The 22,796-nt window shown below is 69.7% G+C and carries 16 protein-coding genes and 5 tRNA genes; 10 read left to right on the forward strand and 11 right to left on the reverse strand.

Going from position 1 to position 22,796, the window contains the following annotated elements; genetic code table 11:
• Positions 1–10 precede the first annotated feature (10 nt).
• The 3 genes from ACZ4V6_RS09235 to purM all read left to right on the forward strand — a co-directional run bounded on the left by ACZ4V6_RS09235 (position 11) and on the right by purM (position 3,510).
• Complete coding sequence (locus ACZ4V6_RS09235; RefSeq protein ID WP_467824240.1) at positions 11–799, forward strand: META domain-containing protein; 789 nt, start codon at positions 11–13, stop codon at positions 797–799.
• Positions 800–861: 62 nt separating this feature from the next.
• Complete coding sequence (gene purF / locus ACZ4V6_RS09240; protein ID WP_467824243.1) at positions 862–2,388, forward strand: amidophosphoribosyltransferase; 1,527 nt, start codon at positions 862–864, stop codon at positions 2,386–2,388.
• 54 nt (positions 2,389–2,442) lie between these two features.
• Positions 2,443–3,510 (forward strand): phosphoribosylformylglycinamidine cyclo-ligase, encoded by a 1,068-nt coding sequence (gene purM, locus ACZ4V6_RS09245; protein ID WP_467824245.1) that lies wholly within the window; start codon positions 2,443–2,445, stop codon positions 3,508–3,510.
• 83 nt (positions 3,511–3,593) lie between these two features.
• Here the strand turns inward: purM and ACZ4V6_RS09250 are convergent, their stop codons facing one another.
• Positions 3,594–3,842 carry a DUF3073 domain-containing protein gene (locus ACZ4V6_RS09250; protein ID WP_077800314.1) on the reverse strand — a complete coding sequence of 83 codons (249 nt, stop codon included), beginning with the start codon at positions 3,840–3,842 and terminating at the stop codon, positions 3,594–3,596.
• A 346-nt stretch (positions 3,843–4,188) separates the two neighbouring features.
• The gene (locus ACZ4V6_RS09255) at positions 4,189–5,283 is read right to left on the reverse strand and encodes a Leu/Phe/Val dehydrogenase (protein ID WP_467824247.1); all 1,095 of its coding nucleotides are present in this window, start codon (positions 5,281–5,283) and stop codon (positions 4,189–4,191) included.
• 219 nt (positions 5,284–5,502) lie between these two features.
• Between ACZ4V6_RS09255 and ACZ4V6_RS09260 the strand changes: the two genes are divergently transcribed.
• Positions 5,503–6,354: a DUF8083 family protein gene (locus ACZ4V6_RS09260; protein WP_467824249.1), complete on the forward strand. Its 852-nt coding sequence runs from the start codon at positions 5,503–5,505 to the stop codon at positions 6,352–6,354.
• 532 nt (positions 6,355–6,886) lie between these two features.
• Positions 6,887–7,093: a developmental transcriptional regulator BldC gene (gene bldC, locus ACZ4V6_RS09265; RefSeq protein WP_003949541.1), complete on the forward strand. Its 207-nt coding sequence runs from the start codon at positions 6,887–6,889 to the stop codon at positions 7,091–7,093.
• A gap of 470 nt (positions 7,094–7,563) precedes the next feature.
• Here the strand turns inward: bldC and ACZ4V6_RS09270 are convergent, their stop codons facing one another.
• The 7 genes from ACZ4V6_RS09270 to ACZ4V6_RS09300 all read right to left on the reverse strand — a co-directional run bounded on the left by ACZ4V6_RS09270 (position 7,564) and on the right by ACZ4V6_RS09300 (position 14,379).
• Positions 7,564–7,800 (reverse strand): DUF6274 family protein, encoded by a 237-nt coding sequence (locus ACZ4V6_RS09270; protein WP_467824251.1) that lies wholly within the window; start codon positions 7,798–7,800, stop codon positions 7,564–7,566.
• A gap of 320 nt (positions 7,801–8,120) precedes the next feature.
• A tRNA-Asp gene (locus ACZ4V6_RS09275) sits at positions 8,121–8,195 on the reverse strand.
• Between the two features lie 106 nt (positions 8,196–8,301).
• Positions 8,302–12,270 carry an ATP-dependent RNA helicase HrpA gene (hrpA, locus tag ACZ4V6_RS09280; RefSeq protein ID WP_467824253.1) on the reverse strand — a complete coding sequence of 1,323 codons (3,969 nt, stop codon included), beginning with the start codon at positions 12,268–12,270 and terminating at the stop codon, positions 8,302–8,304.
• A 132-nt stretch (positions 12,271–12,402) separates the two neighbouring features.
• A tRNA-Phe gene (locus ACZ4V6_RS09285) sits at positions 12,403–12,476 on the reverse strand.
• Between the two features lie 24 nt (positions 12,477–12,500).
• Positions 12,501–12,575: transfer RNA gene (locus tag ACZ4V6_RS09290), tRNA-Asp, on the reverse strand.
• A gap of 34 nt (positions 12,576–12,609) precedes the next feature.
• A tRNA-Glu gene (locus ACZ4V6_RS09295) sits at positions 12,610–12,682 on the reverse strand.
• A gap of 80 nt (positions 12,683–12,762) precedes the next feature.
• Positions 12,763–14,379, reverse strand: coding sequence for a metallophosphoesterase family protein (locus tag ACZ4V6_RS09300; RefSeq protein ID WP_467824255.1), 1,617 nt, complete (start codon positions 14,377–14,379; stop codon positions 12,763–12,765).
• 96 nt (positions 14,380–14,475) lie between these two features.
• Here ACZ4V6_RS09300 and ACZ4V6_RS09305 point away from each other — a divergent pair, with 96 nt between their 5' ends.
• From ACZ4V6_RS09305 to ACZ4V6_RS09325, 5 genes are all read left to right on the forward strand, one after another.
• Positions 14,476–14,826 (forward strand): metallopeptidase family protein, encoded by a 351-nt coding sequence (locus ACZ4V6_RS09305; RefSeq protein ID WP_077800320.1) that lies wholly within the window; start codon positions 14,476–14,478, stop codon positions 14,824–14,826.
• 121 nt (positions 14,827–14,947) lie between these two features.
• On the forward strand, positions 14,948–15,511 hold the full coding sequence (locus ACZ4V6_RS09310; RefSeq protein WP_467824258.1) for a hypothetical protein: 564 nt from the start codon (positions 14,948–14,950) through the stop codon (positions 15,509–15,511).
• Between the two features lie 296 nt (positions 15,512–15,807).
• Positions 15,808–17,961, forward strand: a complete 2,154-nt coding sequence (locus ACZ4V6_RS09315; protein WP_467824261.1) for a DEAD/DEAH box helicase — start codon at positions 15,808–15,810, stop codon at positions 17,959–17,961.
• Positions 17,962–18,113: 152 nt separating this feature from the next.
• Positions 18,114–19,649 (forward strand): amino acid permease, encoded by a 1,536-nt coding sequence (locus tag ACZ4V6_RS09320; protein ID WP_467824263.1) that lies wholly within the window; start codon positions 18,114–18,116, stop codon positions 19,647–19,649.
• A 142-nt stretch (positions 19,650–19,791) separates the two neighbouring features.
• Positions 19,792–19,864 (forward strand) — tRNA-Lys (locus tag ACZ4V6_RS09325).
• Between the two features lie 617 nt (positions 19,865–20,481).
• Here ACZ4V6_RS09325 and ACZ4V6_RS09330 read toward each other — a convergent pair.
• Positions 20,482–20,988, reverse strand: coding sequence for a hypothetical protein (locus ACZ4V6_RS09330; RefSeq protein WP_467824266.1), 507 nt, complete (start codon positions 20,986–20,988; stop codon positions 20,482–20,484).
• On the reverse strand, positions 20,981–22,792 hold the full coding sequence (locus ACZ4V6_RS09335; protein ID WP_467824268.1) for an alpha/beta hydrolase: 1,812 nt from the start codon (positions 22,790–22,792) through the stop codon (positions 20,981–20,983). The genes ACZ4V6_RS09330 and ACZ4V6_RS09335 overlap by 8 nt, the downstream gene beginning before the upstream one ends.
• Positions 22,793–22,796 lie beyond the last annotated feature (4 nt).

Below are 22,796 nucleotides of genomic sequence, written 5' to 3' on the forward strand. Positions count from 1 at the left end.
TCGAAACGGCATGGACAGGCAGAAGCAGCAGCGCGGCATCACCCTGACCGCGGTGGCCGTCGCCGCGCTCGTCCCGCTCGCGACGGCCTGCGGCAGCGAGAAGGCGGGCGGCGCCGGCGGCTCCGCGGGAGCGGACCGGCCCTTCACCGGCGTCCGGTGGAGCATCGACAGCGTCACCGTCGACGGCACCACCCACCGGGCGCCGGACACCGCACGGGTCCGGATCGACGACGACGGGGAGGCGGCCGGCAGCACCGGCTGCAACACCTTCAGCGCCCGCGCCGACGTCGACGGCGAGCGCGTCCGGCTCAGCGACGCCGCGTTCACCGAGAAGTCCTGCGAGAAGACGCCCGTGGACTTCGAGAAGTCCCTCGGCCGCGTCCTCACCGACGGCCTCCTCACCGCCGACACGACGGGCGGCCGCCTGACCCTCGCCACCCCCGCCGGCGACACCGTACGGCTGAGCCGGTCCGAGGACGCGTCCCTGTACGGCACGGAGTGGACCGTCACCGCCCCCGCCGGGCAGGGCCGCGCCCACCTCACCTTCGACGAGGAGGAGGGCGCCGTCTCCGGCCGCCTCCCCTGCAACCACGTCGACGCCGGGGCCACCGTCCGCGACGGACATATCACCCTCGGCGCTCCGGTCACCACCCGAATGATGTGCGAAGACTCACTCATGGACGCGGAGAAGGCGATGCTCCGCTTCCTCGAGGGCCGCGTCGCCTACCGGATCGACCACGAAACCCTGACGCTGACCAGCGAAGACGGCACCACCGTCCGGGCCGTGGCCGACGAATGAGCCGCAGGTGAAACGGGATCCCCAATTCGGACCAGTGGTCGATCTCGCCTACACTCGGGAGCGTGCCACGTGGTGACGGTCGACTCAATCACGATCTACTCCCCGGCGAGAAGGGCCCCCAGGACGCTTGCGGCGTCTTCGGTGTCTGGGCTCCGGGCGAAGAGGTCGCAAAGCTCACGTACTTCGGGCTCTACGCCCTCCAGCATCGGGGCCAGGAATCCGCGGGAATCGCGGTCAGCAACGGCTCCCAGATCCTCGTCTTCAAGGACATGGGCCTGGTCTCCCAGGTCTTCGACGAGACCTCGCTCGGTTCGCTCCAGGGTCACATCGCGGTCGGTCACGCCCGCTACTCGACCACCGGCGCGTCCGTGTGGGAGAACGCCCAGCCAACCTTCCGGGCCACCGCGCAGGGCTCCATCGCGCTCGGCCACAACGGCAACCTCGTCAACACCGCCCAGCTCGCCGAGATGGTCGCCGACCTGCCCAAGCAGGAAGGCCGCTCCACGCGGGTCGCGGCGACCAACGACACCGACCTGCTGACCGCGCTCCTCGCGGCCCAGGTCGACGACGACGGCAAGCCGCTGACCATCGAGGAGGCCGCCCACACGGTCCTTCCGCAGGTCATGGGCGCCTTCAGCCTCGTCTTCATGGACGAGCACACGCTCTACGCCGCCCGCGACCCGCAGGGCATCCGCCCGCTGGTCCTCGGCCGCCTGGAGCGCGGCTGGGTCGTCGCCTCCGAGTCCGCCGCCCTCGACATCTGCGGCGCCTCCTACGTCCGCGAGATCGAGCCGGGCGAGTTCGTCGCCATCGACGAGAACGGCCTGCGCACGTCGCGATTCGCAGAAGCGAAGCCCAAGGGCTGTGTCTTCGAGTACGTGTACCTGGCCCGCCCGGACACCGACATCGCCGGCCGCAACGTCTACCTCTCGCGCGTCGAGATGGGCCGCAGGCTGGCCGCGGAGGCCCCCGCCGAGGCCGACCTCGTCATAGCGACCCCGGAGTCCGGCACCCCCGCCGCCATCGGCTACGCCGAGGCCTCCGGCATCCCCTTCGGCAACGGCCTGGTGAAGAACGCCTACGTGGGCCGCACCTTCATCCAGCCCTCGCAGACCATCCGCCAGCTCGGCATCCGCCTGAAGCTGAACCCCCTGAAGGAAGTCATCAAGGGCAAGCGGCTGGTCGTCGTGGACGACTCCATCGTCCGCGGCAACACCCAGCGGGCCCTGGTCCGCATGCTCCGCGAGGCCGGAGCCGCCGAGGTCCACATCCGGATCTCGTCCCCGCCCGTGAAGTGGCCCTGCTTCTTCGGCATCGACTTCGCCACCCGCGCCGAGCTCATCGCCAACGGCATGAGCATCGACGAGATCGGCACCTCGCTGGGCGCCGACTCCCTGGCGTACATCTCCATCGACGGCATGATCGAGGCGACCACCATCGCCAAGCCGAACCTGTGCCGCGCCTGCTTCGACGGCGAGTACCCGATGGAACTCCCCGACCCCGAGCTGCTCGGCAAGCAGCTCCTGGAGACCGAGCTGGCCGCCGGGCCCGCCGGTACGGCCGCCGCCGACGCCATCCGTCGCCCGTAGCCGTCCGTCCGCAATACCTGCCGTACGACACAAGAGTCAGAGGTTCTCATCGTCATGTCTGACACGACTGGTGCCAGCTACGCAGCCGCGGGCGTCGACATCGAGGCGGGCGACCGCGCCGTCGAGCTCATGAAGGAGTGGGTGAAGAAGACGCAGCGGCCCGAGGTCCTCGGCGGCCTCGGCGGTTTCGCCGGCCTCTTCGACGCCTCCGCCCTCAAGAAGTACGACCGCCCCCTGCTGGCCTCCGCCACGGACGGCGTGGGCACGAAGGTCGACATCGCCCGGCAGCTGGGCGTCTACGACACCATCGGCCATGACCTGGTCGCCATGGTCATGGACGACATCGTGGTGTGCGGCGCCGAGCCGCTGTTCATGACCGACTACATCTGCGTCGGCAAGGTCCACCCCGAGCGCGTCGCGGCCATCGTCAAGGGCATCGCCGAGGGCTGCGTGCTGGCCGGCTGCGCCCTGGTGGGCGGTGAGACGGCCGAGCACCCCGGCCTGCTCGGTGAGGACGACTTCGACGTCGCCGGCGCCGGTACGGGCGTCGTGGAGGCCGACCGGCTGCTCGGCCCGGACCGCATCCGCGAGGGCGACGCGGTCGTCGCGATGGCCGCCTCCGGGCTTCACTCGAACGGGTACTCACTCGTCCGCCACGTGCTGCTGAACGAGGCCGGCCTGGCCCTGGACGCGCACGTGGACGACCTCGGCCGCACCCTCGGCGAGGAGCTCCTGGAGCCGACGAAGATCTATTCGCTGGACTGCCTGGCCCTGATGCGCACCACCGAGGTGCACGCCTTCAGCCACATCACCGGCGGCGGTCTCGCGGCCAACCTGGCCCGCGTGATCCCCGACGGCCTGCACGCGACCGTCGACCGCTCCACCTGGACCCCGGCCCCGGTCTTCGACCTCGTCGGACGGACGGGCCGGGTCGAGCGCCTGGAGCTGGAGAAGACCCTGAACATGGGCGTCGGCATGATCGCCGTCGTGCCCCAGGAGTCCGCCGACGTGGCGCTGGCGACGCTCGCCGACCGCGGCGTCGACGCCTGGGTGGCGGGCGAGATCACCGACCGCGGCGACCACGGGACGGGCGCCACGATGACCGGCGACTACGCCGGCTGAGCCGGGACCGGCACGGCGATGCGGGTAGCACAGAACCCGGTCGGTGACGGAAGTCACCGACCGGGTGAGTGTTCAGTGCAGGGTCAAGCGCCGCGACGATGCTGCGGGGACTGGCCGTCCTCGTCCTCGTCGTCCTCGTAGAGGTCGGCGTACTTTGCGTACAGCTCGTCGTCCTGCTCATCGTCCTCGAACCGCCCGCCGTTAGGCGGTTGCGGACTCGACGTCGATGCGCCCAGCTCCTCGGCCAGGCGGGAGAGATCAGTCCCACCGCTGTTGTACTTCAGCTGGCGGGCGACCTTCGTCTGCTTGGCCTTGGCCCGGCCGCGCCCCATGGCTCGACCCCCTCAACGACGGGGCTCGACGGCCCCAGAGTCTTGACACGCGTTCATGGTCCGGAACGGGCTCTCCGCGGAGAGACCGGTCCGTAGGGCTTCCACGGTACCTGAGCCCACGCCCATACGGTACGTCGCCCGCAGGACGTGGCTACGCCCATGACCTTCGAGGCGCCCCGTCCTCGCTGGTCAACGGCGATTTTAACCACCTTTCGACGGTCGACCCGCCGGGATAAGTGAGAGTTCTCTCCAACTGCCTCCCGGCGGGTACCGGACAAATCTTCGAAGACCGCCTCCGGACCGCCCTCCGGATCACTCTCCGGAGGGCGCGGAGCGCCGTCTCCGGTCAGAGCCGCGCGCGTGCCTCCGACATCCGCTGCTCGGCGATCCGGTCGGCCGCGGCGGCCGGCGGAATACCGTCTTCCTTCGCACGTGCGAAGATGGCCAGCGTCGTGTCGTAGATCTTCGCGGCCTTGCCCTTGCACCGCTCGAAGTCGAAGCCGTGCAGCTCGTCGGCGACCTGGATGACACCGCCGGCGTTCACCACGTAGTCGGGCGCGTAGAGGATCCCGCGGTCGGCGAGGTCCTTCTCGACGCCCGGGTGGGCGAGCTGGTTGTTGGCCGCGCCGCACACCACCTTCGCGGTCAGCACCGGCACGGTGTCGTCGTTCAGTGCGCCGCCCAGCGCGCAGGGGGCGTAGATGTCCAGGTTCTCGACCCGGATCAGCGCGTCCGTGTCGGCGACGGCGATCACCGACGGGTGCCGCTCGGTGAGGGCCCGTACGACGTCCTTGCGCACGTCCGTGACGACCACGTTCGCGCCCTCGGCGAGCAGGTGCTCGACCAGGTGGTGGCCGACCTTGCCGACGCCGGCGATGCCGACCGTGCGGTCGCGCAGCGTCGGGTCGCCCCACAGGTGCTGGGCGGCGGCCCGCATGCCCTGGTAGACGCCGAAGGAGGTGAGCACGGACGAGTCGCCCGCGCCGCCGTTCTCGGGGGAGCGTCCGGTCGTCCACCGGCACTCGCGCGCCACGACGTCCATGTCGGCCACGTAGGTGCCGACGTCGCAGGCGGTGACGTAGCGGCCGCCGAGCGAGGCGACGAACCGGCCGTAGGCGAGCAGCAGCTCCTCGCTCTTGATCTGCTCCGGGTCGCCGATGATCACGGCCTTGCCGCCGCCGTGGTCGAGGCCGGCCATGGCGTTCTTGTACGACATCCCGCGGGCGAGGTTCAGCGCGTCGGCGACGGCCTCCGCCTCGCTCGCGTACGGGTAGAAGCGCGTACCGCCGAGCGCGGGGCCCAGGGCGGTGGAGTGGAGGGCGATGACGGCCTTGAGGCCGCTGGCACGGTCCTGGCAGAGCACGACTTGCTCATGACCCCCCTGGTCCGAGTGGAACAGGGTGTGCAGTACATCAGCAGGTGCGCCGGTTACGTCGGTCACGGTGGTGACTCCTGTGTAGGTGCGGCGGGTGGTGACGGTCCCCGTGCGGGTGGCGGGGACTGTGGCACGAGATTAGAGCCTGGTGGTGGCCGCCCGCCGCACAGTGCTCAGGATCACCTCCGCACGGAGTACGGACGTGCGACGATTTGCAGAGATTCCCGCGCGTTTGTGATCGGCTCCCGCAGGTTTTCGAAGCGGAGCGCGGGGGAGGGAGCAGGCGTGCCCAAGGTGTCCTCGGTGATCGTCCCCTACGCGGCGTACCTGCGCGTCTACGAGCCGCTGGCCGCCTTCCCCGAGCCGGAGCGCGCCCACTGGGCCCGTTACGCCCGCCGCACCGACCTGCCCTCCTACCAGGACGAGCTGCGCCGCTCCCTGGCCGACCTGCTGCCCACCCCGCCCGTGCCGGTCCCGGTGCACGAGAGCGGCGACGCCTTCGTGACCGAGGTCGACGGGGTGGTCTGCGTGTGTCCCTGGCGGACCCGGCTGCGCGGCTGGCAGGCCCTCGGGGAGCTGGCCGAGGACTTTCCCGAGCCCGTCCTGGACGCCCTGCTCCCGCCGGTCGTGCGCCGTCAGACCAGGCAGGACTACGAGCGCTGGCTGGAGGGCAATCCCGACGCCCGCCCCTGGATCCGCACGTCCACCTGGCAGGTGCCGATCAACTGGTTCGTGCTGGTCTCCGACGAGGAACGGGAGTACGACAAGGGCGGCGGCGGTGCCGGGGCGGCGGCGCCGGTGCTGCGCTACCGGACGCCGATGGTGCAGGCGCGGCGGCGGGTCGCCCGGGGGCTGCGGGCGCTGAAGGAGGCCATGGACGAGGGCCCGCTGATCGACGGTCTCGTGGACGTGGGGCGCTGGCTCGAGGAGTTCCACCCGCGCTCACTGGTGGAGCTGGACTACGGCGGACTGGTGCACGCCCTGCCGGCCGGAGAGCTGGAGGACGACCACTCGGCGGCGGACGTGGCCGAGGGCGTCGAGGCGCTGCGCGACGGGGACGGGGCGACGGCGGGCGCCGCGTACGGCCGGCTGGTGGAGCGGTGGCGGTCGGTGCGGGACCGGCGCTCGGCGAACTGACGTTTGACGTACCGCCCGATGTGGGGTTTCGTCTCTCGCTCCGACACCTGTTCGGTGTGACCTGATACGACGTCATCAGGGGACGTACGTCCCGATCCGGGCGTATGTGCCAAGCGTGACGGACCGCACGTACACCACTCTTGCGCCCCTTCCCCCTCCTCATGCCAAAATAGGACAAGGGGCCCGGGGAGGGCTCCATCCGTCCTGCTGTGGTGCACTGTGGGCGGAATATCAGCATTGCATGCTTTGGGGGGTCTGGTGGCGTCTGATCATCCTGTGACTGATCGTCACAGAGGCGTGACTGTCCGCTATGGCATGGTCCATCGGCATCCGTCGCTGATGAACACCTGGGAGGGCAATTCCATCGGTTTGGCCGACGCGGCTGGACGGATGGTGTAGTTGTAGTGCCGAGGACAAGCCGTTCGTCCTATAACCGACTCGACTCGCGTCCGCCATTTCGGGCAACGCGGGTCAAGGTGCAGAATTTAGAGGAAAGAACCGAGAAGGTTCGGTTCTCCCGAGGAGGCCGCTCATGACCGCTCGCACCCCTGATGCCGAGCCGCTGCTGACCCCGGCTGAGGTCGCCACCATGTTCCGCGTCGACCCGAAGACGGTCACGCGCTGGGCGAAGGCCGGCAAGCTCACGTCGATCCGCACGCTCGGCGGGCATCGCCGCTACCGCGAGGCCGAGGTCCGCGCTCTGCTCGCGGGCATTCCGCAGCAGCGCAGCGAGGCCTGAACAACCGCATAACCGGGCAGAACGGCAGGACCCCCAACCTGCCGGAGCGCCCGGAACCACAGCTCCAACCGACGCGGGTCCTGCCCCAACAGGCCCCACGCCCAAGCCGTCCGCACATGTCGGACGACCGACCGGGTACGTCGTGGATCGCGCTGGACTCCGCCGGGTCCAGCGCGATTTTTTTGTGCCGGTCGTCAGGTCGCCGAGAGCGGCCTTGTCGGACTCTGGGCGAGGCTGTCGGTTCGCTGTGGGCGGGCCGGGGAGGAAGGTGAGGAAGCACCCTCCGGGAGGGTGCAATTGCACATATTAAATCGTCCAGTTGTAGGAGGGGTGTAAGTGCCACCGTTTCAAAAACTCATGCGGTGACACCCGTCACATAGGCTGGCGCTTGTTGGCTCTGGCATATGTGCGCTAGTGGAGCCGGCGGCTCCAGCAGCCCGTCGGTGCATGGGTGTTGGGGCCGGGGAGGCTCACGCGTCGGCGGCGCTCTCGTCCTCGACGGTCTCTTGACGGTCCGTCGGAGGCGGTGACGGAGGCGGTGACGGAGGCGGGGGCGCGGGCTGGGCCGGCGGGGCGGCGGAGTCCCACGCGAGCCGCAGCAGCCGGTGGCAGATCGGACAGCGGCGCGTCAGGTGGCCGTACGACGCCGCGGCCGACAGGTGCGCGCGGAGCAGTGCCCGCGTCTCGTGCCTGGCCGCTGCCGCCATACGCCACCTCCAGGGCCGTACGGAGAACGTGCCCTGCCTCTGGAGTACCGAGCGATCGTGACGTCGTCAAGGCCGCGAGAGGGGCGCTGAGGGCTTCGCAGGCCCCCGGGGTCCCCGCGGGCGCCGGCGGCGGACGCGTGCGGAAGGCCCGCACCGATCGGTGCGGGCCTTCTTCCGTCGCGGACCTGACGGGAGCTGCTGTGCCCGATCGCGGCTGCGCCGCGGGCGCGGCCTCCGCCTCGACGGGGTGGCGAACGCGTCGGGGCGCGCAGGGACGAACGAAGAGGGCCCGCACCGATCGGTGCGGGCCCTCTTCACTGCGGTCCTGACGGGATTTGAACCCGCGGCCTCCACCTTGACAGGGTGGCGAGCACTCCAAACTGCTCCACAGGACCAGGTTTTGCGGCGCCCTTCGTGCGTTGCGCTGCGAGAAGGACTCTACAGGAGGGTGGGCCCGGGGTCGAACTCACCCTCCGTGCGCCTCTCGTCACGGCATCGCCGCTACGGCGCCAGCGCGTCGATCGCCTTCACGATCCGCTTGTCGGAGATCGGGTACGCCGTCCCCAGCGCATGCGCGAAGTAGCTGACCCGCAGTTCCTCGATCATCCAGCGGACGTCCAGGACCTGCCGCGGGACCGGCCGCCCCCGGGGCATCTGCTCCAGCAGCCACGCGTACTCGTCCCGCATCTCGTGGACCTTCTCCATCCGGGTCGTGTCCCGCTGGACGTTGGCCGGCATCTGCTGGAGGCGGCGGTCGGCGGCGACCAGGTAGCGCATCAGGTCCGGCAGCCGCCCGATGCCCGCCTCCGTCACGAAGCCGGGCTTCACCAGGCCGTCCAGCTGCGTCCGCACGTCCTGGAGGTTCGGCAGCAGCGCGGGGCTCCGCACGGCCTTCAGGCGGCGCTCACAGGCCTGCCAGGCGGCCAGCACCTGCTGCACCTGCCCCACCGTGCGGACGGTCGTGTCGACGATCTCCGCGCGGACCTTGTCGTAGAGCTTCCGGTACGACTCCTCGTCCCACGCCGGACCGCCGAAGTCGGCGATCAGCCTGTCGGCCGCCGCCATGGCGCAGTCGTCGAACAGGGCCTGGATCGAACCGTGCGGATTCGCGGACAGGCCCAGCTTCTGCTGGTTCGTCAGCTTCTCGGACGCGAACTTCGCCGGATTGACCGGGATGTTGCGCAGGATCAGCCGGCGCGTGCCCTTCCACATCGCCTGCGCCTGCTCGGCCTCGGTGTCGAAGAGGCGCACGGACACCGTGTCCCCGTCGTCGACCAGCGCCGGATAGGCCTTCACCGGCTGACCGGCCCGGCGCGTCTCGAAGACCCGGGACAGCGTGCCGATCGTCCAGTCCGTCAGGCCGGAGCGCTCCAGGGACTCGCCGCCGCTGCGCTCGGCGGTGGCCGCCGCGGCCTGGGACAGCGCCTTGCGCGCCTTCGGCTTCAGCCGGAGCTTCAGCGCCTCCAGGTCCTTGTCCTCGGCCAGCTTGCGGCGCCGCTCGTCGACGATCCGGAACGTGATCTTCAGATGGTCGGGGACCTTGGCCCAGTCGAAGTCCTCCGCGTCGAAGGGCACCCCCACCATGCGCTTGAGCTCCCGCGCCATGGTCACCGTCAGCGGCTCCTGCAACGGGACGGCCCGCTCCAGGAACGCCTGCGCGTAGTTCGGCGCCGGCACGTAGTTGCGGCGGATCGGCTTGGGCAGCGACCGGATCAGCTCCGTGACGACCTGCTCCCGCAGACCCGGGATCTGCCAGTCGAAGCCCTCGTCCGTGACCTGGTTGAGCACCTGGAGCGGAATGTGGACGGTCACGCCGTCCGCGTCCGCCCCCGGCTCGAACTGGTACGTCACGCGGAACTTCAACGGCCCCTGGCGCCAGGAGTCCGGGTAGTCGTCCTTGGTGACCGCCCCCGCCTTCTCGTTGATGAGCATCTCGCGCTCGAAGTCGAGGAAGTCGGGCTGCTCGCGCCGCTTGTGCTTCCACCACGAGTCGAAGTGCGCCCCGGAGACGACGTGTTCGGGCACCCGCTGGTCGTAGAAGTCGAACAGCGTCTCGTCGTCGACCAGGATGTCCCGGCGCCGCGCCCGGTGCTCCAGCTCCTCGACCTCGGTCAGCAGCCTGCGGTTGTCCGCGAAGAACTTGTGGTGCGTGCGCCAGTCGCCCTCCACCAGGGCGTTGCGGATGAACAGCTCACGGCTGACCTCCGGATCGATCCGCCCGTAGTTCACCTTGCGCTGCGCCACGATCGGCACGCCGTACAGCGTCACCTTCTCGTACGCCATCACCGCCGCCTGGTCCTTCTCCCAGTGCGGCTCGCTGTAGGTGCGCTTGAGGAGGTGACCGGCGAGCGGCTCCACCCACTCCGGCTCGATCTTCGCGTTGACGCGGGCCCAGAGCCGGGACGTCTCCACCAGCTCCGCCGACATCACGAAGCGCGGCGGCTTCTTGAACAGCGCCGAACCGGGGAAGATCGCGAACTTGGCGTTGCGCGCGCCCAGGTACTCGTTCTTGGCCGTGCTCCTCCCGCCCTCGCCCCCGGCGTCCTTCACGTCCTTCATGCCGACGTGGGAGAGGAGCCCGGCCAGCAGCGACACGTGCACGCGGTCCTCGGGCGCGTCCTGGTCGTTGAGGTGGATGCCCATCTGCTTGGCGACCGTGCGCAGCTGCGTGTAGATGTCCTGCCACTCGCGGATCCGCAGGAAGTTGAGGTACTCCTGCTTGCACATCCGGCGGAAGGACGACGAGCCGCGTTCCTTCTGCTGCTCGCGCACGTACCGCCAGAGGTTGAGGAACGCGAGGAAGTCGCTGGTCTCGTCCTTGAAGCGGGCGTGCTGCTGATCGGCCTGCGCCTGCTTCTCCGAGGGGCGCTCGCGCGGGTCCTGGATGGACAGGGCCGCGGCGATGACCATGACCTCGCGGACACAGCCGTTCTTGTCGGCCTCCAGCACCATCCGGGCCAGCCGCGGGTCGACGGGCAGCTGGGCCAGCTTGCGGCCGGTGTCGGTCAGCCGCTTGCGCGCGTCCTTCTGCGACGGGTCCAGCGCACCGAGCTCCTGGAGGAGCTGCACGCCGTCACGGATGTTGCGGTGGTCCGGCGGGTCGATGAACGGGAACTTCTCGATGTCGCCGAGGCCGGCCGCGGTCATCTGGAGGATGACGGAGGCGAGGTTCGTCCGCAGGATCTCCGCGTCCGTGAACTCCGGCCGCGCGTCGAAGTCGTCCTCGGAGTACAGCCGGATGCAGATGCCGTCGCTGGTGCGCCCGCAGCGGCCCTTGCGCTGGTTGGCACTGGCCTGCGAGATCGGCTCGATCGGCAGCCGCTGCACCTTGGTGCGGTGGCTGTACCGCGAGATCCGGGCGAACCCGGGGTCGATGACGTACTTGATGCCCGGCACCGTCAGCGAGGTCTCGGCGACGTTCGTGGCGAGCACGATCCTGCGCCCGGTGTGCTGCTGGAACACCCGGTGCTGCTCGGCGTGGGAGAGCCGGGCGTACAGGGGCAGGACCTCGGTGAACCTGTACTTCTTCTTCTCCAGCGCGTCGGCGGTGTCCCGGATCTCCCGCTCACCGGAGAGGAAGACGAGGATGTCGCCCTTCCCCTCGGCCATCAGCTCCTCGACGGCGTCGGTGATCGCGGTGATCTGGTCGCGGTCGGCGTCGTCGCCGTCCTCCTCCAGCAGCGGGCGGTACCGCACCTCCACCGGATACGTCCGGCCGCTGACCTCGATGATCGGCGCGTCGCCGAAATGCCGGGAGAAACGCTCGGGGTCGATCGTCGCCGACGTGATGACGACCTTCAGGTCCGGCCGCCTCGGCAGCAGCTGCGCGAGGTACCCGAGCAGGAAGTCGATGTTGAGGGACCGCTCGTGCGCCTCGTCGATGATGATCGTGTCGTAGGCGCGCAGCTCGCGGTCGGTCTGGATCTCGGCGAGCAGGATGCCGTCCGTCATCAGCTTGATGAACGTGGCGTCCGGGTTCACCTGGTCGGTGAACCGCACCTTCCAGCCGACGGCCTCACCGAGGGGCGTGTCCAGTTCGTCCGCCACCCGCTCGGCGACGGTGCGCGCGGCGATCCGGCGGGGCTGCGTGTGCCCGATCATGCCGCGGACGCCACGGCCGAGCTCGACACAGATCTTCGGGATCTGCGTGGTCTTCCCGGACCCGGTCTCACCTGCGACGATGACGACCTGGTGATCACGGATGGCCTCCGCGATCACGTCCTTCTTCTGGCTGACCGGGAGCTGCTCGGGGTAGGTGACGGCGGGCACGCGGGCCCGGCGCTCGGCGATGCGCTGCTCGGCCTTGGCCACCTCCGTCTCGATCTCGGCGAGAACGGCGGCACGGGCCTCCGGTTTACGGATCTTCCGCGCGCCCTCGAGCCTGCGGCCGAGCCGATGCGCGTCACGCAGGGACAGCTCGGTCAGGCGGGGGGCGAGGGCGCCGAGGGCAGGGGCGGGGTGCGTAGACATACGGGTTCCAGGATCGCATCCCCGGGAAATTCCTGGCGAACGCTTTTGCCCGGGCCCCGGTGCGGGGCCGGCCGGACCAGTGGGCCGGGCCGGAAACAACAAGGCCCCGATCCGAAGATCGGGGCCTCACTGTGGCTGGGGCCGGGGTCGAACCGGCGACCTATCGCTTTTCAGGCGATCGCTCGTACCAACTGAGCTACCCAGCCGCGAGGTTTCACGTGAAACCTCAGCGGTCCTGACGGGATTTGAACCCGCGGCCTCCACCTTGACAGGGTGGCGAGCACTCCAAACTGCTCCACAGGACCAAGCTTCGTACGACAGTGTCGCACATGTACTGCGTGCCCCCAACGGGATTCGAACCCGTGCTACCGCCTTGAAAGGGCGGCGTCCTAGGCCGCTAGACGATGAGGGCTATCGGCCCGCCTGGGCGCTTCTCAGCGCGTCGGGGACGTGAGAAGCATATGGGATGGCGGGAGGTATCGCCAAAACGGTTTACGGAGTGCCGGGAGTCGGGCCGCTCGGGAGGCCGGTGGCGTCCGTCGGCGACGGGCCCGTGCCGACCGGGGACGGAGTCGCGCCCGGCTGGTTCTCCTTCGGAAGGTGGCGGCTGACCTCGGCCGTCGTCAGGCCCAGGCCGCCGAGCCTGATCTCGTCCCAGGCCTGGAGGCGCCGGCTGTCCCGGTCGAAGTAGAGGATCGACGCCTGGACCGGGTCGGGGTGCTTGCCCTCGACGGCGCGCAGGCCGCTGCCGCCGGTGGAGCCCTCGACGCGGAGCCGGGTGCCGTACTTCATGACCTCCATGTCCTCGTGGTGGACGTGGCCGGCCAGCACCAGCGGGACCGTCCCGTCGACCTCGCGGGCCGCCGACGGTTCGTGGGCGACGGCGACGTCCACGGGGGCGCCGGCCCTGGCCTGGTCGCGCAGGGCGGACGCCAGACGGGCGCCGGCCAGTTCCTGGGAGGCCTCGGCGCCGGGCTTCGCGGAGCGGTCCGGGGTGTACTGCGGGTCGCCGACGCCGGCGAAGCGCAGGCCGGCGATCGTGCGGGCCCGGCCGTCGTCCAGGACGTGCACGTTCTTCAGGCCCTTCAGGTACTCCTGGGTGACGCGGGAGTCGTGGTTGCCGCGGACCCAGACGTAGGGGGCGCCGAGGTCCTCGATGGGGTCCAGGAAGCCGTTCTCCGCCGCCGTGCCGTGGTCCATGGTGTCGCCGGAGTCGACGATCACGTTCACCCTGTACTGCTCGACCAGCGAGGCGATGATCTTCCAGCTCGCCGGGTTGAGGTGGATGTCCGACACGTGCAGGACGCGGATCGTGGTCGGGTCGGGCTGGTAGGCGGGGAGCGTGGACGTGACGTCGTAGAGCTTGGTCACGTTCGTCACCAGGCGGGCCAGCTCCTTCTGGTAGACGTCGAACTCGGTGACGATGCTGCGCGCGTTGCCGACCAGGGAGGGCGCGGAGGAGAGCAGGCCGGAGAACTTCGGTTCCAGGACCGAGTCGGGGTTCCAGGTCGCGTACGCGGTGCCGCCGGAGGCGACCAGGAGGGTGAGGGCGAGTCCGCCGGCCCCCAGGGCGCGGCGGGGGCGCCGGTAGACGGCGAGGCCGAGGGCGGTGGCGCCGGTGACGACGGCGACGCAGGAGCGGACGGCCAGGTCGAGCGTGCCCTGCTCGACGTCCTTCGCGACCTCGTCCTGGAGGCCGGAGAGGCGTTCGGGGTGGTCGACGAGCGCCTGGGCGCGGTCCGGGTCGAGCTGGTCGACGTTGACGTCGAGGCGGACGGGGGCGATGTGGCTGTCGAGCTGGAGGGCGCCCAGCGGCGAGACGTTGATCTTCGTGCCGCCGGTCAGGGAGGGGCGCAGGGTCATCGTCGTGTTCATGGGGCCGACCGGGACGCGCACGTTGCCCACGACCAGCAGGCCGAGCCAGGCCCCGAGCAGGACGACGGCGACGAGGCCCAGGCCGCGGGTCCAGGGGCGGGAGCGGGGGGCGAGCTCCGGCGTCGGGGACGCCGGGCGGGCGCGCAGGCGGCGGGTGAGGGCGCGCGGGGCGCTGCGGATGCGGTTCATCACCTCGGTCGGGACGTGCCGGGCTGCGGCGGGGACGCGGGCCATTGGTCCCGTATGCCCAAGTCCCCGGGCGGTTATGCGAGGCGGGGCGGTGGGCGGCGGCGCTGTCGCACCCGATGTGTCGTACCCGACAATGGGCCTGTGCTGGAGATGACGCGCGAGGAGTTCGAGGAACTGGTCGCCGAGGCGCTGGACCGGATCCCGCCGGAGCTGACGCGGCTGATGGACAACGTCGCGGTGTTCGTCGAGGACGAACCGCCGGCGGACGATCCCGAGCTGCTCGGGCTGTACGAGGGGACGCCGCTGACCGAGCGCGGGGAGTGGTACGCCGGTGTGCTGCCGGACCGGATCACCATCTACCGGGGGCCGACGCTGCGGTTCTGCGACAGCCGCGAGGACGTGGTCGCGGAGACCGAGGTGACGGTGGTGCACGAGATCGCGCATCACTTCGGGATCGACGACGCGCGCCTGCACGCCCTCGGATACGGGTGAGGCCCCGGGGCGGCGGCCCGCGGTCCGGGAGCCGGGCGGCGGTCTTCGGCGCGGGGCGCGTGTCCTGTCGCGGGTGACGGGAGTTGGGCACGGCGACTCCTGACCCCCGGAGGTGGCCGCCGTGCGCCCCTTGCCCGTACCCGTCCGTCTGGCCGCCACGGTCGTCGCCGTCGCCGTCGCCGCAGGCTGTATGAGCGTCGGTGAGGAGTCCGGCGGGGACGCCGGGCCGTCGCACTCGGCCGGGGAGCGGGGCGAGGAGGCGCCCGGCGGCGGACCGGCGGCGTCGGACGGCGGGGCCGGGAACGGCCCGGCGGCGGCCGGTGAGGGGCGTGGACAGGGCAAGGGGAAGAAGGGCGAGGACGACCGCGGCAAGCGCGAGCGCAAGGGCGGGGGACGCGGCGAGGACGGCGAGGACGAGGGCGCGTCCGCCTCGGACCCGCCCTCCGCGCAGGCGACCGGATCCGCTCCGGCGAAGGGCGAGCCGGAGGATCCGGCGCCCCCGCGGACGGTGGACCCGGAGCCCCCTCGGACGGTGGACCCGGAGCCGCCGCGGACGGTGGACCCGGAGCCGCCCGCCTCCCCCACCCCGGAGCCGACGCCGGAGCCGTCCTCGTCGGCGCACGAGCCGCCGGGGCCCCAGTTGGCGCACCGCGAGCCGGCACCGGAGGCGGGGGTGCCGGTGTAGGCCGGGCGGCGCGGTCCGGGCCGGCCGTCAGGGGAGGGCGGACGGGGGTCCGGAGACGGGGCGAAGGACCGGCTGAGCTGGGCATGTGCTACCCGGTTTGCCATCGGGGGTGGTGGGTGCGTATGGTGGTAGATCGTTTGATCCCATTTGCCCGGCGCCAACGCAGAGCGCGCCGTGTGGCGCGTACTCTCTCCCTTGCCGTGGTGGACCGCATCGAGGCGGTCGTATTGCGAAACGCGATTCACGGAGTTGACGGGCGCGTGCCGACGAGAGACTCCGGAAGGTTTCGCATTCGCATGTCCATCATCAGTACCGATCACGCCGTCGTGCCCGAGAACGCCGAGGGCGTCTTTGAGGCCCAGCAGACCCCCGAGGCCGTCGAGACCTCCGAGGCCGCCGCCCCCGAGACCACCTTCGCCGACCTCGGTCTGCCCGAGGGCATCGTGCGCAAGCTCGCGCAGAACGGCGTGACCACCCCCTTCCCGATCCAGGCCGCGACCATCCCGGACGCGCTGGTGGGCAAGGACATCCTCGGCCGGGGCCGCACCGGCTCCGGCAAGACCCTCTCCTTCGGTCTGCCGACCCTGGCCACGCTGGCCGGCGGCCGCACCGAGAAGCACAAGCCGCGCGCCGTCATCCTGACGCCGACCCGCGAGCTGGCCATGCAGGTCGCCGACGCGCTGCAGCCCTACGGGGACGTCGTCGGGCTGCGCATGAAGGTCGTCTGCGGCGGTACGTCCATGGGCAACCAGATCTACGCCCTGGAGAAGGGCGTCGACATCCTGGTCGCCACGCCGGGCCGGCTGCGCGACATCATCAACCGCGGCGCCTGCTCCCTGGAGAACGTGCAGATCGCCGTTCTCGACGAGGCCGACCAGATGTCCGACCTGGGCTTCATGCCCGAGGTCACCGAGCTGCTCGACCAGGTGCCGCCGGGCGGTCAGCGGATGCTGTTCTCCGCGACCATGGAGAACGAGATCAAGACCCTCGTCGACCGGTACCTGGACAACCCGGTCAGCCACGAGGTCGACGCCGCCCAGGGCGCGGTGACGACCATGTCGCACCACATCCTGGTCGTGAAGCCCAAGGACAAGGCGCCGGTCACCGCGGCCATCGCCTCCCGCAAGGGCCGCACCATCATCTTCGTCCGCACCCAGCTGGGCGCCGACCGCGTCGCCGAGCAGCTGCGCGACGCGGGCGTGAAGGCGGACGCGCTGCACGGCGGCATGACCCAGGGCGCGCGCACCCGCACGCTGGCCGACTTCAAGGACGGCTACGTCAACGTCCTGGTCGCCACCGACGTCGCCGCGCGCGGCATCCACGTCGACGGCATCGACCTGGTGCTGAACGTGGACCCGGCCGGCGACCACAAGGACTACCTGCACCGCGCCGGCCGCACGGCCCGCGCCGGCCGCACCGGCACGGTCGTCTCCCTGTCCCTGCCGCACCAGCGCCGCCAGATCTTCCGGCTGATGGAGGACGCGGGCGTCGACGCCACGCGCCACATCATCCAGGGCGGCGCGGCCTTCGAGCCGGAGGTCGCCGAGATCACCGGTGCCCGGTCGATGACCGAGGTCCAGGCCGAGTCCGCGGGCAACGCGGCGCAGCAGGCCGAGCGTGAGGTCGCCCAGCTCACCAAGGAGCTGGAGCGGGCCCAGCGGCGTGCCGCGGAGCTGCGCGAGGAGGCGGACCGGCTGGTCGCCAGGGTCGCGCGGGAGCGGGGTGAGGACCCGGAGACGGTGCTGGCCGAGGTGGCCACCGCCGCCGCCGAGGCCGAGGTCTCGGTGCCGGCGCAGTCGGGCCCGCGGGATGCGGAGAAGACCGAGCGCACCGAGCGGAGCGGGAACGGCCGGGACCGTTTCGCGGACCGGGACCGTTCCTACGACCGTGACCGTGGCGGGCGTTCCTTCGAGCGTCGTGACGACCGCGGCGACCGTGGCGGGTTCCGCCGGGACGACCGTCGTGACGACCGGGGTGGGCGTTCCTTCGAGCGTCGTGACGACCGTCGTGACGACCGTGGCGGACGTTCCTTCGAGCGTCGTGACGACCGCGGCGACCGTGGCGGGTTCCGTCGCGACGACCGTCGTGACGACCGGGGTGGGCGTTCCTTCGAGCGTCGTGACGACCGTCGTGACGACCGTGGCGGACGTTCCTTCGACCGTCGTGACGACCGCGGCGGGTTCCGCCGTGACGACCGTCGTGACGACCGTGGCGGACGTTCCTTCGAGCGTCGTGACGACCGCGGCGACCGCGGCGACCGTGGCGGGTTCCGCCGCGACGACCGCCCCGGCCACCGCGGCAGCGACCGTCCGTTCAACCGCGACCGTCGTGACGACCGCCCCGGCTTCCGTGCCGGCGGTCACGAGCGTCCCTTCGGCCGCCGTGACGACCACCGCGGTTCGTCCTTCGGCCGCCGCGACGACAAGCCGCGCTGGAAGCGCAACGGCTGACGCCTGCCGCTGATGCCGAGGGCCGTGGCCCCCGCCCGACCGGGCGGGGGCCACGGCCTTTCCCGTGCCTGGTGGACTCTCCGACCGCGACAGCGCGCTTCCGGCCGCGGAGTGGCGCATGTCACGTGCCCGGTGTGGGAATTGCTGGGGGCATGACAGATGACGCCAGGCCGGGCGGGCCGTCGGACGAGGAACGGCTGGCCCAGCTCGGCTACACCCAGGTCCTGGCCCGCCGCATGTCGGCGTTCTCCAACTACGCGGTCTCCTTCACCATCATCTCCGTCCTCTCCGGCTGCCTGACCCTCTACCTGTTCGGCATGAACACGGGCGGCCCCGCCGTCATCACGTGGGGCTGGGTCGCCGTCGGCCTGATGACCCTCTTCGTCGGTCTGGCGATGGCCGAGATCTGCTCGGCGTACCCCACGTCGGCGGGCCTGTACTTCTGGGCGCACCGCCTGGCGCCCCCGCGCACGGCGGCGGCCTGGGCCTGGTTCACGGGCTGGTTCAACGTACTGGGCCAGGTCGCGGTCACCGCCGGCATCGACTTCGGCGCCGCGTCCTTCCTCGGCGCCTACCTGAACCTCCAGTTCGACTTCGAGGTCACCCCCGGCCGCACGATCCTCCTCTTCGCCGCGATCCTGGTCCTCCACGGCCTGCTGAACACCTTCGGCGTCCGCATCGTCGGCCTGCTGAACAGCGTCAGCGTCTGGTGGCACGTCCTCGGCGTCGCGGTCATCGTCGGCGCGCTGGCCCTTGTCCCCGACCACCACCGGCCGGCGTCCTTCGTGTTCGGCGAGTTCGTCAACAACACGGGCTGGGGCAGCGGCGTCTACGTCGTCCTGATCGGCCTGCTGATGGCCCAGTACACCTTCACCGGCTACGACGCCTCCGCCCACATGACGGAGGAGACCCGCGACGCCTCCACCGCCGGCCCGAAGGGTATCGTCCGCTCCATCTGGACGTCCTGGATCGCGGGCTTCGTCCTCCTGCTCGGCTTCACCTTCGCCATCCGGTCCTACGAGGGCGCCCTGGCGTCCCCGACGGGCGCGCCGCCCGCCCAGATCCTGCTCGACGCACTGGGCGCCACCGCGGGCAAGCTCCTGCTCCTCGTCGTCATCGGGGCGCAGCTCTTCTGCGGCATGGCGTCGGTGACGGCCAACAGCCGCATGATCTACGCCTTCTCGCGCGACGGGGCGCTGCCCTGGTCCCACGTCTGGCACACGGTGAACCCGCGCACCCGCACGCCGGTCGCGGCGGTGTGGCTGGCCGCGCTGGGCGCGCTGGTCCTCGGCCTGCCGTACCTGATCAACGTCACGGCGTACGCGGCGGTGACGTCGATCGCCGTCATCGGCCTCTACATCGCGTACGTCATCCCGACGCTGCTGAGGGTGCGCAAGGGCGCCGCCTTCGAACGGGGGCCGTGGCACCTGGGCCGCTGGTCCCGGGCGGTGGGCGTGGTCGCGGTGACGTGGGTCTGCGTCATCACGGTCCTGTTCATGCTGCCCCAGGTCTCCCCGGTCACCTGGGAGACCTTCAACTACGCGCCGATCGCCGTCCTGGTCGTCCTCGGCTTCGCCGCGACCTGGTGGCTGGTCTCGGCCCGCCACTGGTTCCTCGACCCCGACCACGAACGCACCCGCGCCCGAGCGGCGGCCCACGCGAACGCCCCCGAGCCGGCGGATCCGTGACGCCGCCCCTCGCCCGGCGCCGCCCGGGGACCGGCATCCGCACCCCACGACGCCCGCCGACGCGGCCGAGTCCCCGATACCCGATCGGCGTCCCGGCCGCGTCGGGCTATGCTCGGTGTGGCAACATCACGCAACACGCCCCGGGCCCTTAGCTCAATTGGCAGAGCAGTGGACTTTTAATCCATTGGTTGTGGGTTCGAGTCCCACAGGGCCTACCGTTCGACCCCTGGTCAGAGGCGCTTCGACCAGGGGTCTTCCTCGTTTCGGGAGCAGTGGCCCACCGGCTCCCTCCCTTGTGGCGAACGCAGTCGGGCGCCCCGCCGAAGTCGCTGTCCTTCGAGGGCTGGAGCCCCGGGGAGCGACGGACCCGGTCCGTGTCCGCGGTCAACGGGCCCTTGGTCCCGGCCGGAGCGCCGGCGATCCTCCGGAACACCTCGGTATGCGGGCGGGAGACCGCGTAGGACCGACCTTGCGGGGCGTGTCCCGCGCAGGTGCGAACATGGGGGCTCTCCGGCGGTCGGCGCGAGTTCGGCGGCCACATGGTCTTGGCGACGGAGTACGCAGGCGACTTCTGACCCGCCGCCTGTTCCGTACGGCGGAGAAAGCGCCCCGGCCACTGTGCCTGCCCCGGTCGGGCTGACCGTCGAAAACATCAAGAAGGCCCCAGCCAGTCCCGCCAAGACGGCGGAACCGGGCGGCCTCCTGCATGCAGCGGGGCCTCGGCGCGTTTGCCATCGAAGTTCTGCTTGACGGTGAGGGCATCCCGCTGTGCGGCAACGGACGACGATGGAGGAGCCGGTCGGTGCTGACCGCTGATGTGGATTAAAAACGGCTACTTGGATCGGTAGCAGGCTGACTGGACCGTTACTTCGATGAGTGAGGGGTCGTCGCCGTACTTTCGTTCATCGAGAAGTCGCACATCCACTGCGTACTCCTGGCCTTTGGACTCGGCGACGATCTGTGGGCTCTTGGCGGGACTGTCGTCCACGCCATCTTTCACGATCTTCCAGCCCTTCTCGGGCAGTCCGTCACGGAGGCGCGCCATGGCCTTTTCCATGTCGGACACGGGGACCTGGTAAACACTCCACGGATGGCGCGCACGGTAGACATTCTCATCCGATTCGTGATCCGAACAGCGAATGGTCATGGCGCCGGTGTCTGTCACCTTTCCCTTAAGTGCCATTATTTCCAAGATCCTGCTGGATGCCTGCTCAATCTGTGTTTTGACGGCTTCTTCGTCGCGCACTTCCATGTCGGCCGACTCGCTTCCCTGTGAACAGGCGGCCAGAAGAACGAAGGCCGCGAAGATATACAGAAACTCCGAAAGTCGCTTATTCAAGTTCAACCCTATGATACTTGCCGGAGATTACGGCGGCCTGATTGCGTAGACTCTGAGATTCGTCGTCCCAGAATCCACTGTGTCCATCCGAGTCGCTTTTCATGATGTTCCCGCCGAACGATTCGTCGGTGGGAATGGTCAGGTTGTCGCCAAGTCCCATCATGCGACCACCCTGACGGACGACCTGATCGTCCCATGGCGCACCCATCGCCCAAACGTGATCTGCCCCTGCCCCCAGGTCGGCTGCATGGTCCGCTTGGACGCCGGGGCTCCCTGCGAAGATGTAATCGTCGACGGCCTCAGGATCCTTCCAGCTTCCGCTTTGCGCCGATACGCCGACCACCGTGCTTCCATAGCTATGCCCGATGACCGTGGTGTGGGCAGTGCTTCCTGACGCGTTTTCGTGGGCTTCCCTATTTCCTTGCAGGAAGTCGTACAGGCGCGGACCGCCTTCTTCGGCAAATTTCCCGTTGGTCGCTTGCGGGATGATGCTATCTGGGGCGTTGTAGTCGAGCCAGGTTATTGTGGAAACGTTCTGGCCCGGTGAAAATTTACTGCTTTCTGTCCACAATTTCTCTCCGCGGCCGATGTCCCCGTGATCTTTGTTTTCCCCGATCTTCTCGAGACCGGCGTACGTTCCAGGGACATAGACGGCCACATGGTCGGCCGTGTCCGGATTTCCATTGGCGATGATGACCTTGCCGTCGCCAAGCCCCTTGGGATCGAACCCGAGAAGGTATGCCTCGGGCAGGCCCCTTATGCCGGTCCTGTCAAAACGGTCTTGGATGTAGCCCATGCCTTTTAGGGTCTGTTTCAGCTGCTCGGAGCGATCCCCGTACTGTCTGTGCCATTCCGTCCATTCGTCGGTGTGCACTTTGACCGGGTAAGGACCCGAGGTCATCCAAGTCCACTCGTTGGTGGGAGGCTTGGGTAACGAGTTCAACTCCATGCGAAGTTGTGCACGCGTCTCATCAAAAACGATACGGTTGGCCTCGTCTCGGATTGCGGACGGAAGCCCGTTCAGCCCTCCTACGTATTCGGGACTGGCAGATACCCATGCGGTCTGCTCTTCAGGGCTGAGTGATTTCCACCATTCAGCATTGTCCTCGGGGCTGCCCTCCTTGGGCGGTTGTGGCAGGGTGTCAAGGTATTTCTTGCCCGCCTCGCGTACCCCGGCCATGTCCGAGTGAGCGTCGGACCAGTCCACGTCGGATACGGTGAGGTCGTCGTCGGCTTTGAGTGCCCGTAGCTTGGGCGCCCATTTCCCGTCCGCCTCGGTCGCCTCCTTGAGTGCGGTAGCGATCAGGTCGGCGCAGTCCTGGGCGAGGCGGTGGTGGGGATTGGGGTCGAAGTTGGCTGCCTGTCGGCCGACGGCCGAGGCGGTGCTGTCCGTCAGGCCGCTCACTGTGCCACCGACAGGGATCTTGCCGTCTTCGTCCTTCTCGCCGCCGGGCGGGTAGGTGACCGATCCGTCGGAGTTCACGGTGAGGTTGGCCGCCTTGGCGTTTTCCAGGGCCGTGTCGAGTTTTCGCTTGGCCGCTTCCATCTCGTAGGAGAACGCTTCGAGAGCGGTGCTGACGAGGCCGCACTGCGTCTGGATGTAGTGGAAGTTCTGGCTCAGCTCCGCCAGCTGCTTGCCTGCCGCAGTGGCGGCCTTGCCCTTCAACTGGTTCCTCATGGCCACCGCTATCTGGTTGTCGATGCGGTCCTTGACCGTGCTCGCCATGTCGGAGGTGCTGCGGTAGCCGTCGGCCGCTTCGGAGTACTGGGTCGGCTTGAGGGCTTTGAGCGTCGCGAGATCCATGATG

It is taken from the genome of Streptomyces sp. NPDC029152, from assembly GCF_055564355.1.

Bases quoted from the DNA above. Each gene is read 5' to 3' on its own strand.
- ACZ4V6_RS09235 (WP_467824240.1), top strand. From the start codon at position 11: ATGGACAGGCAGAAGCAGCAGCGCGGCATCACCCTGACCGCGGTGGCC.
- purM (WP_467824245.1), top strand. From the start codon at position 2,443: ATGTCTGACACGACTGGTGCCAGCTACGCAGCCGCGGGCGTCGACATC.
- ACZ4V6_RS09250 (WP_077800314.1), bottom strand. From the start codon at position 3,842: ATGGGGCGCGGCCGGGCCAAGGCCAAGCAGACGAAGGTCGCCCGCCAG.
- bldC (WP_003949541.1), top strand. From the start codon at position 6,887: ATGACCGCTCGCACCCCTGATGCCGAGCCGCTGCTGACCCCGGCTGAG.
- ACZ4V6_RS09270 (WP_467824251.1), bottom strand. From the start codon at position 7,800: ATGGCGGCAGCGGCCAGGCACGAGACGCGGGCACTGCTCCGCGCGCAC.
- hrpA (WP_467824253.1), bottom strand. From the start codon at position 12,270: ATGTCTACGCACCCCGCCCCTGCCCTCGGCGCCCTCGCCCCCCGCCTG.
- ACZ4V6_RS09300 (WP_467824255.1), bottom strand. From the start codon at position 14,379: ATGGCCCGCGTCCCCGCCGCAGCCCGGCACGTCCCGACCGAGGTGATG.
- ACZ4V6_RS09315 (WP_467824261.1), top strand. From the start codon at position 15,808: ATGTCCATCATCAGTACCGATCACGCCGTCGTGCCCGAGAACGCCGAG.
- ACZ4V6_RS09320 (WP_467824263.1), top strand. From the start codon at position 18,114: ATGACAGATGACGCCAGGCCGGGCGGGCCGTCGGACGAGGAACGGCTG.
- ACZ4V6_RS09335 (WP_467824268.1), bottom strand. From the start codon at position 22,792: ATGGATCTCGCGACGCTCAAAGCCCTCAAGCCGACCCAGTACTCCGAA.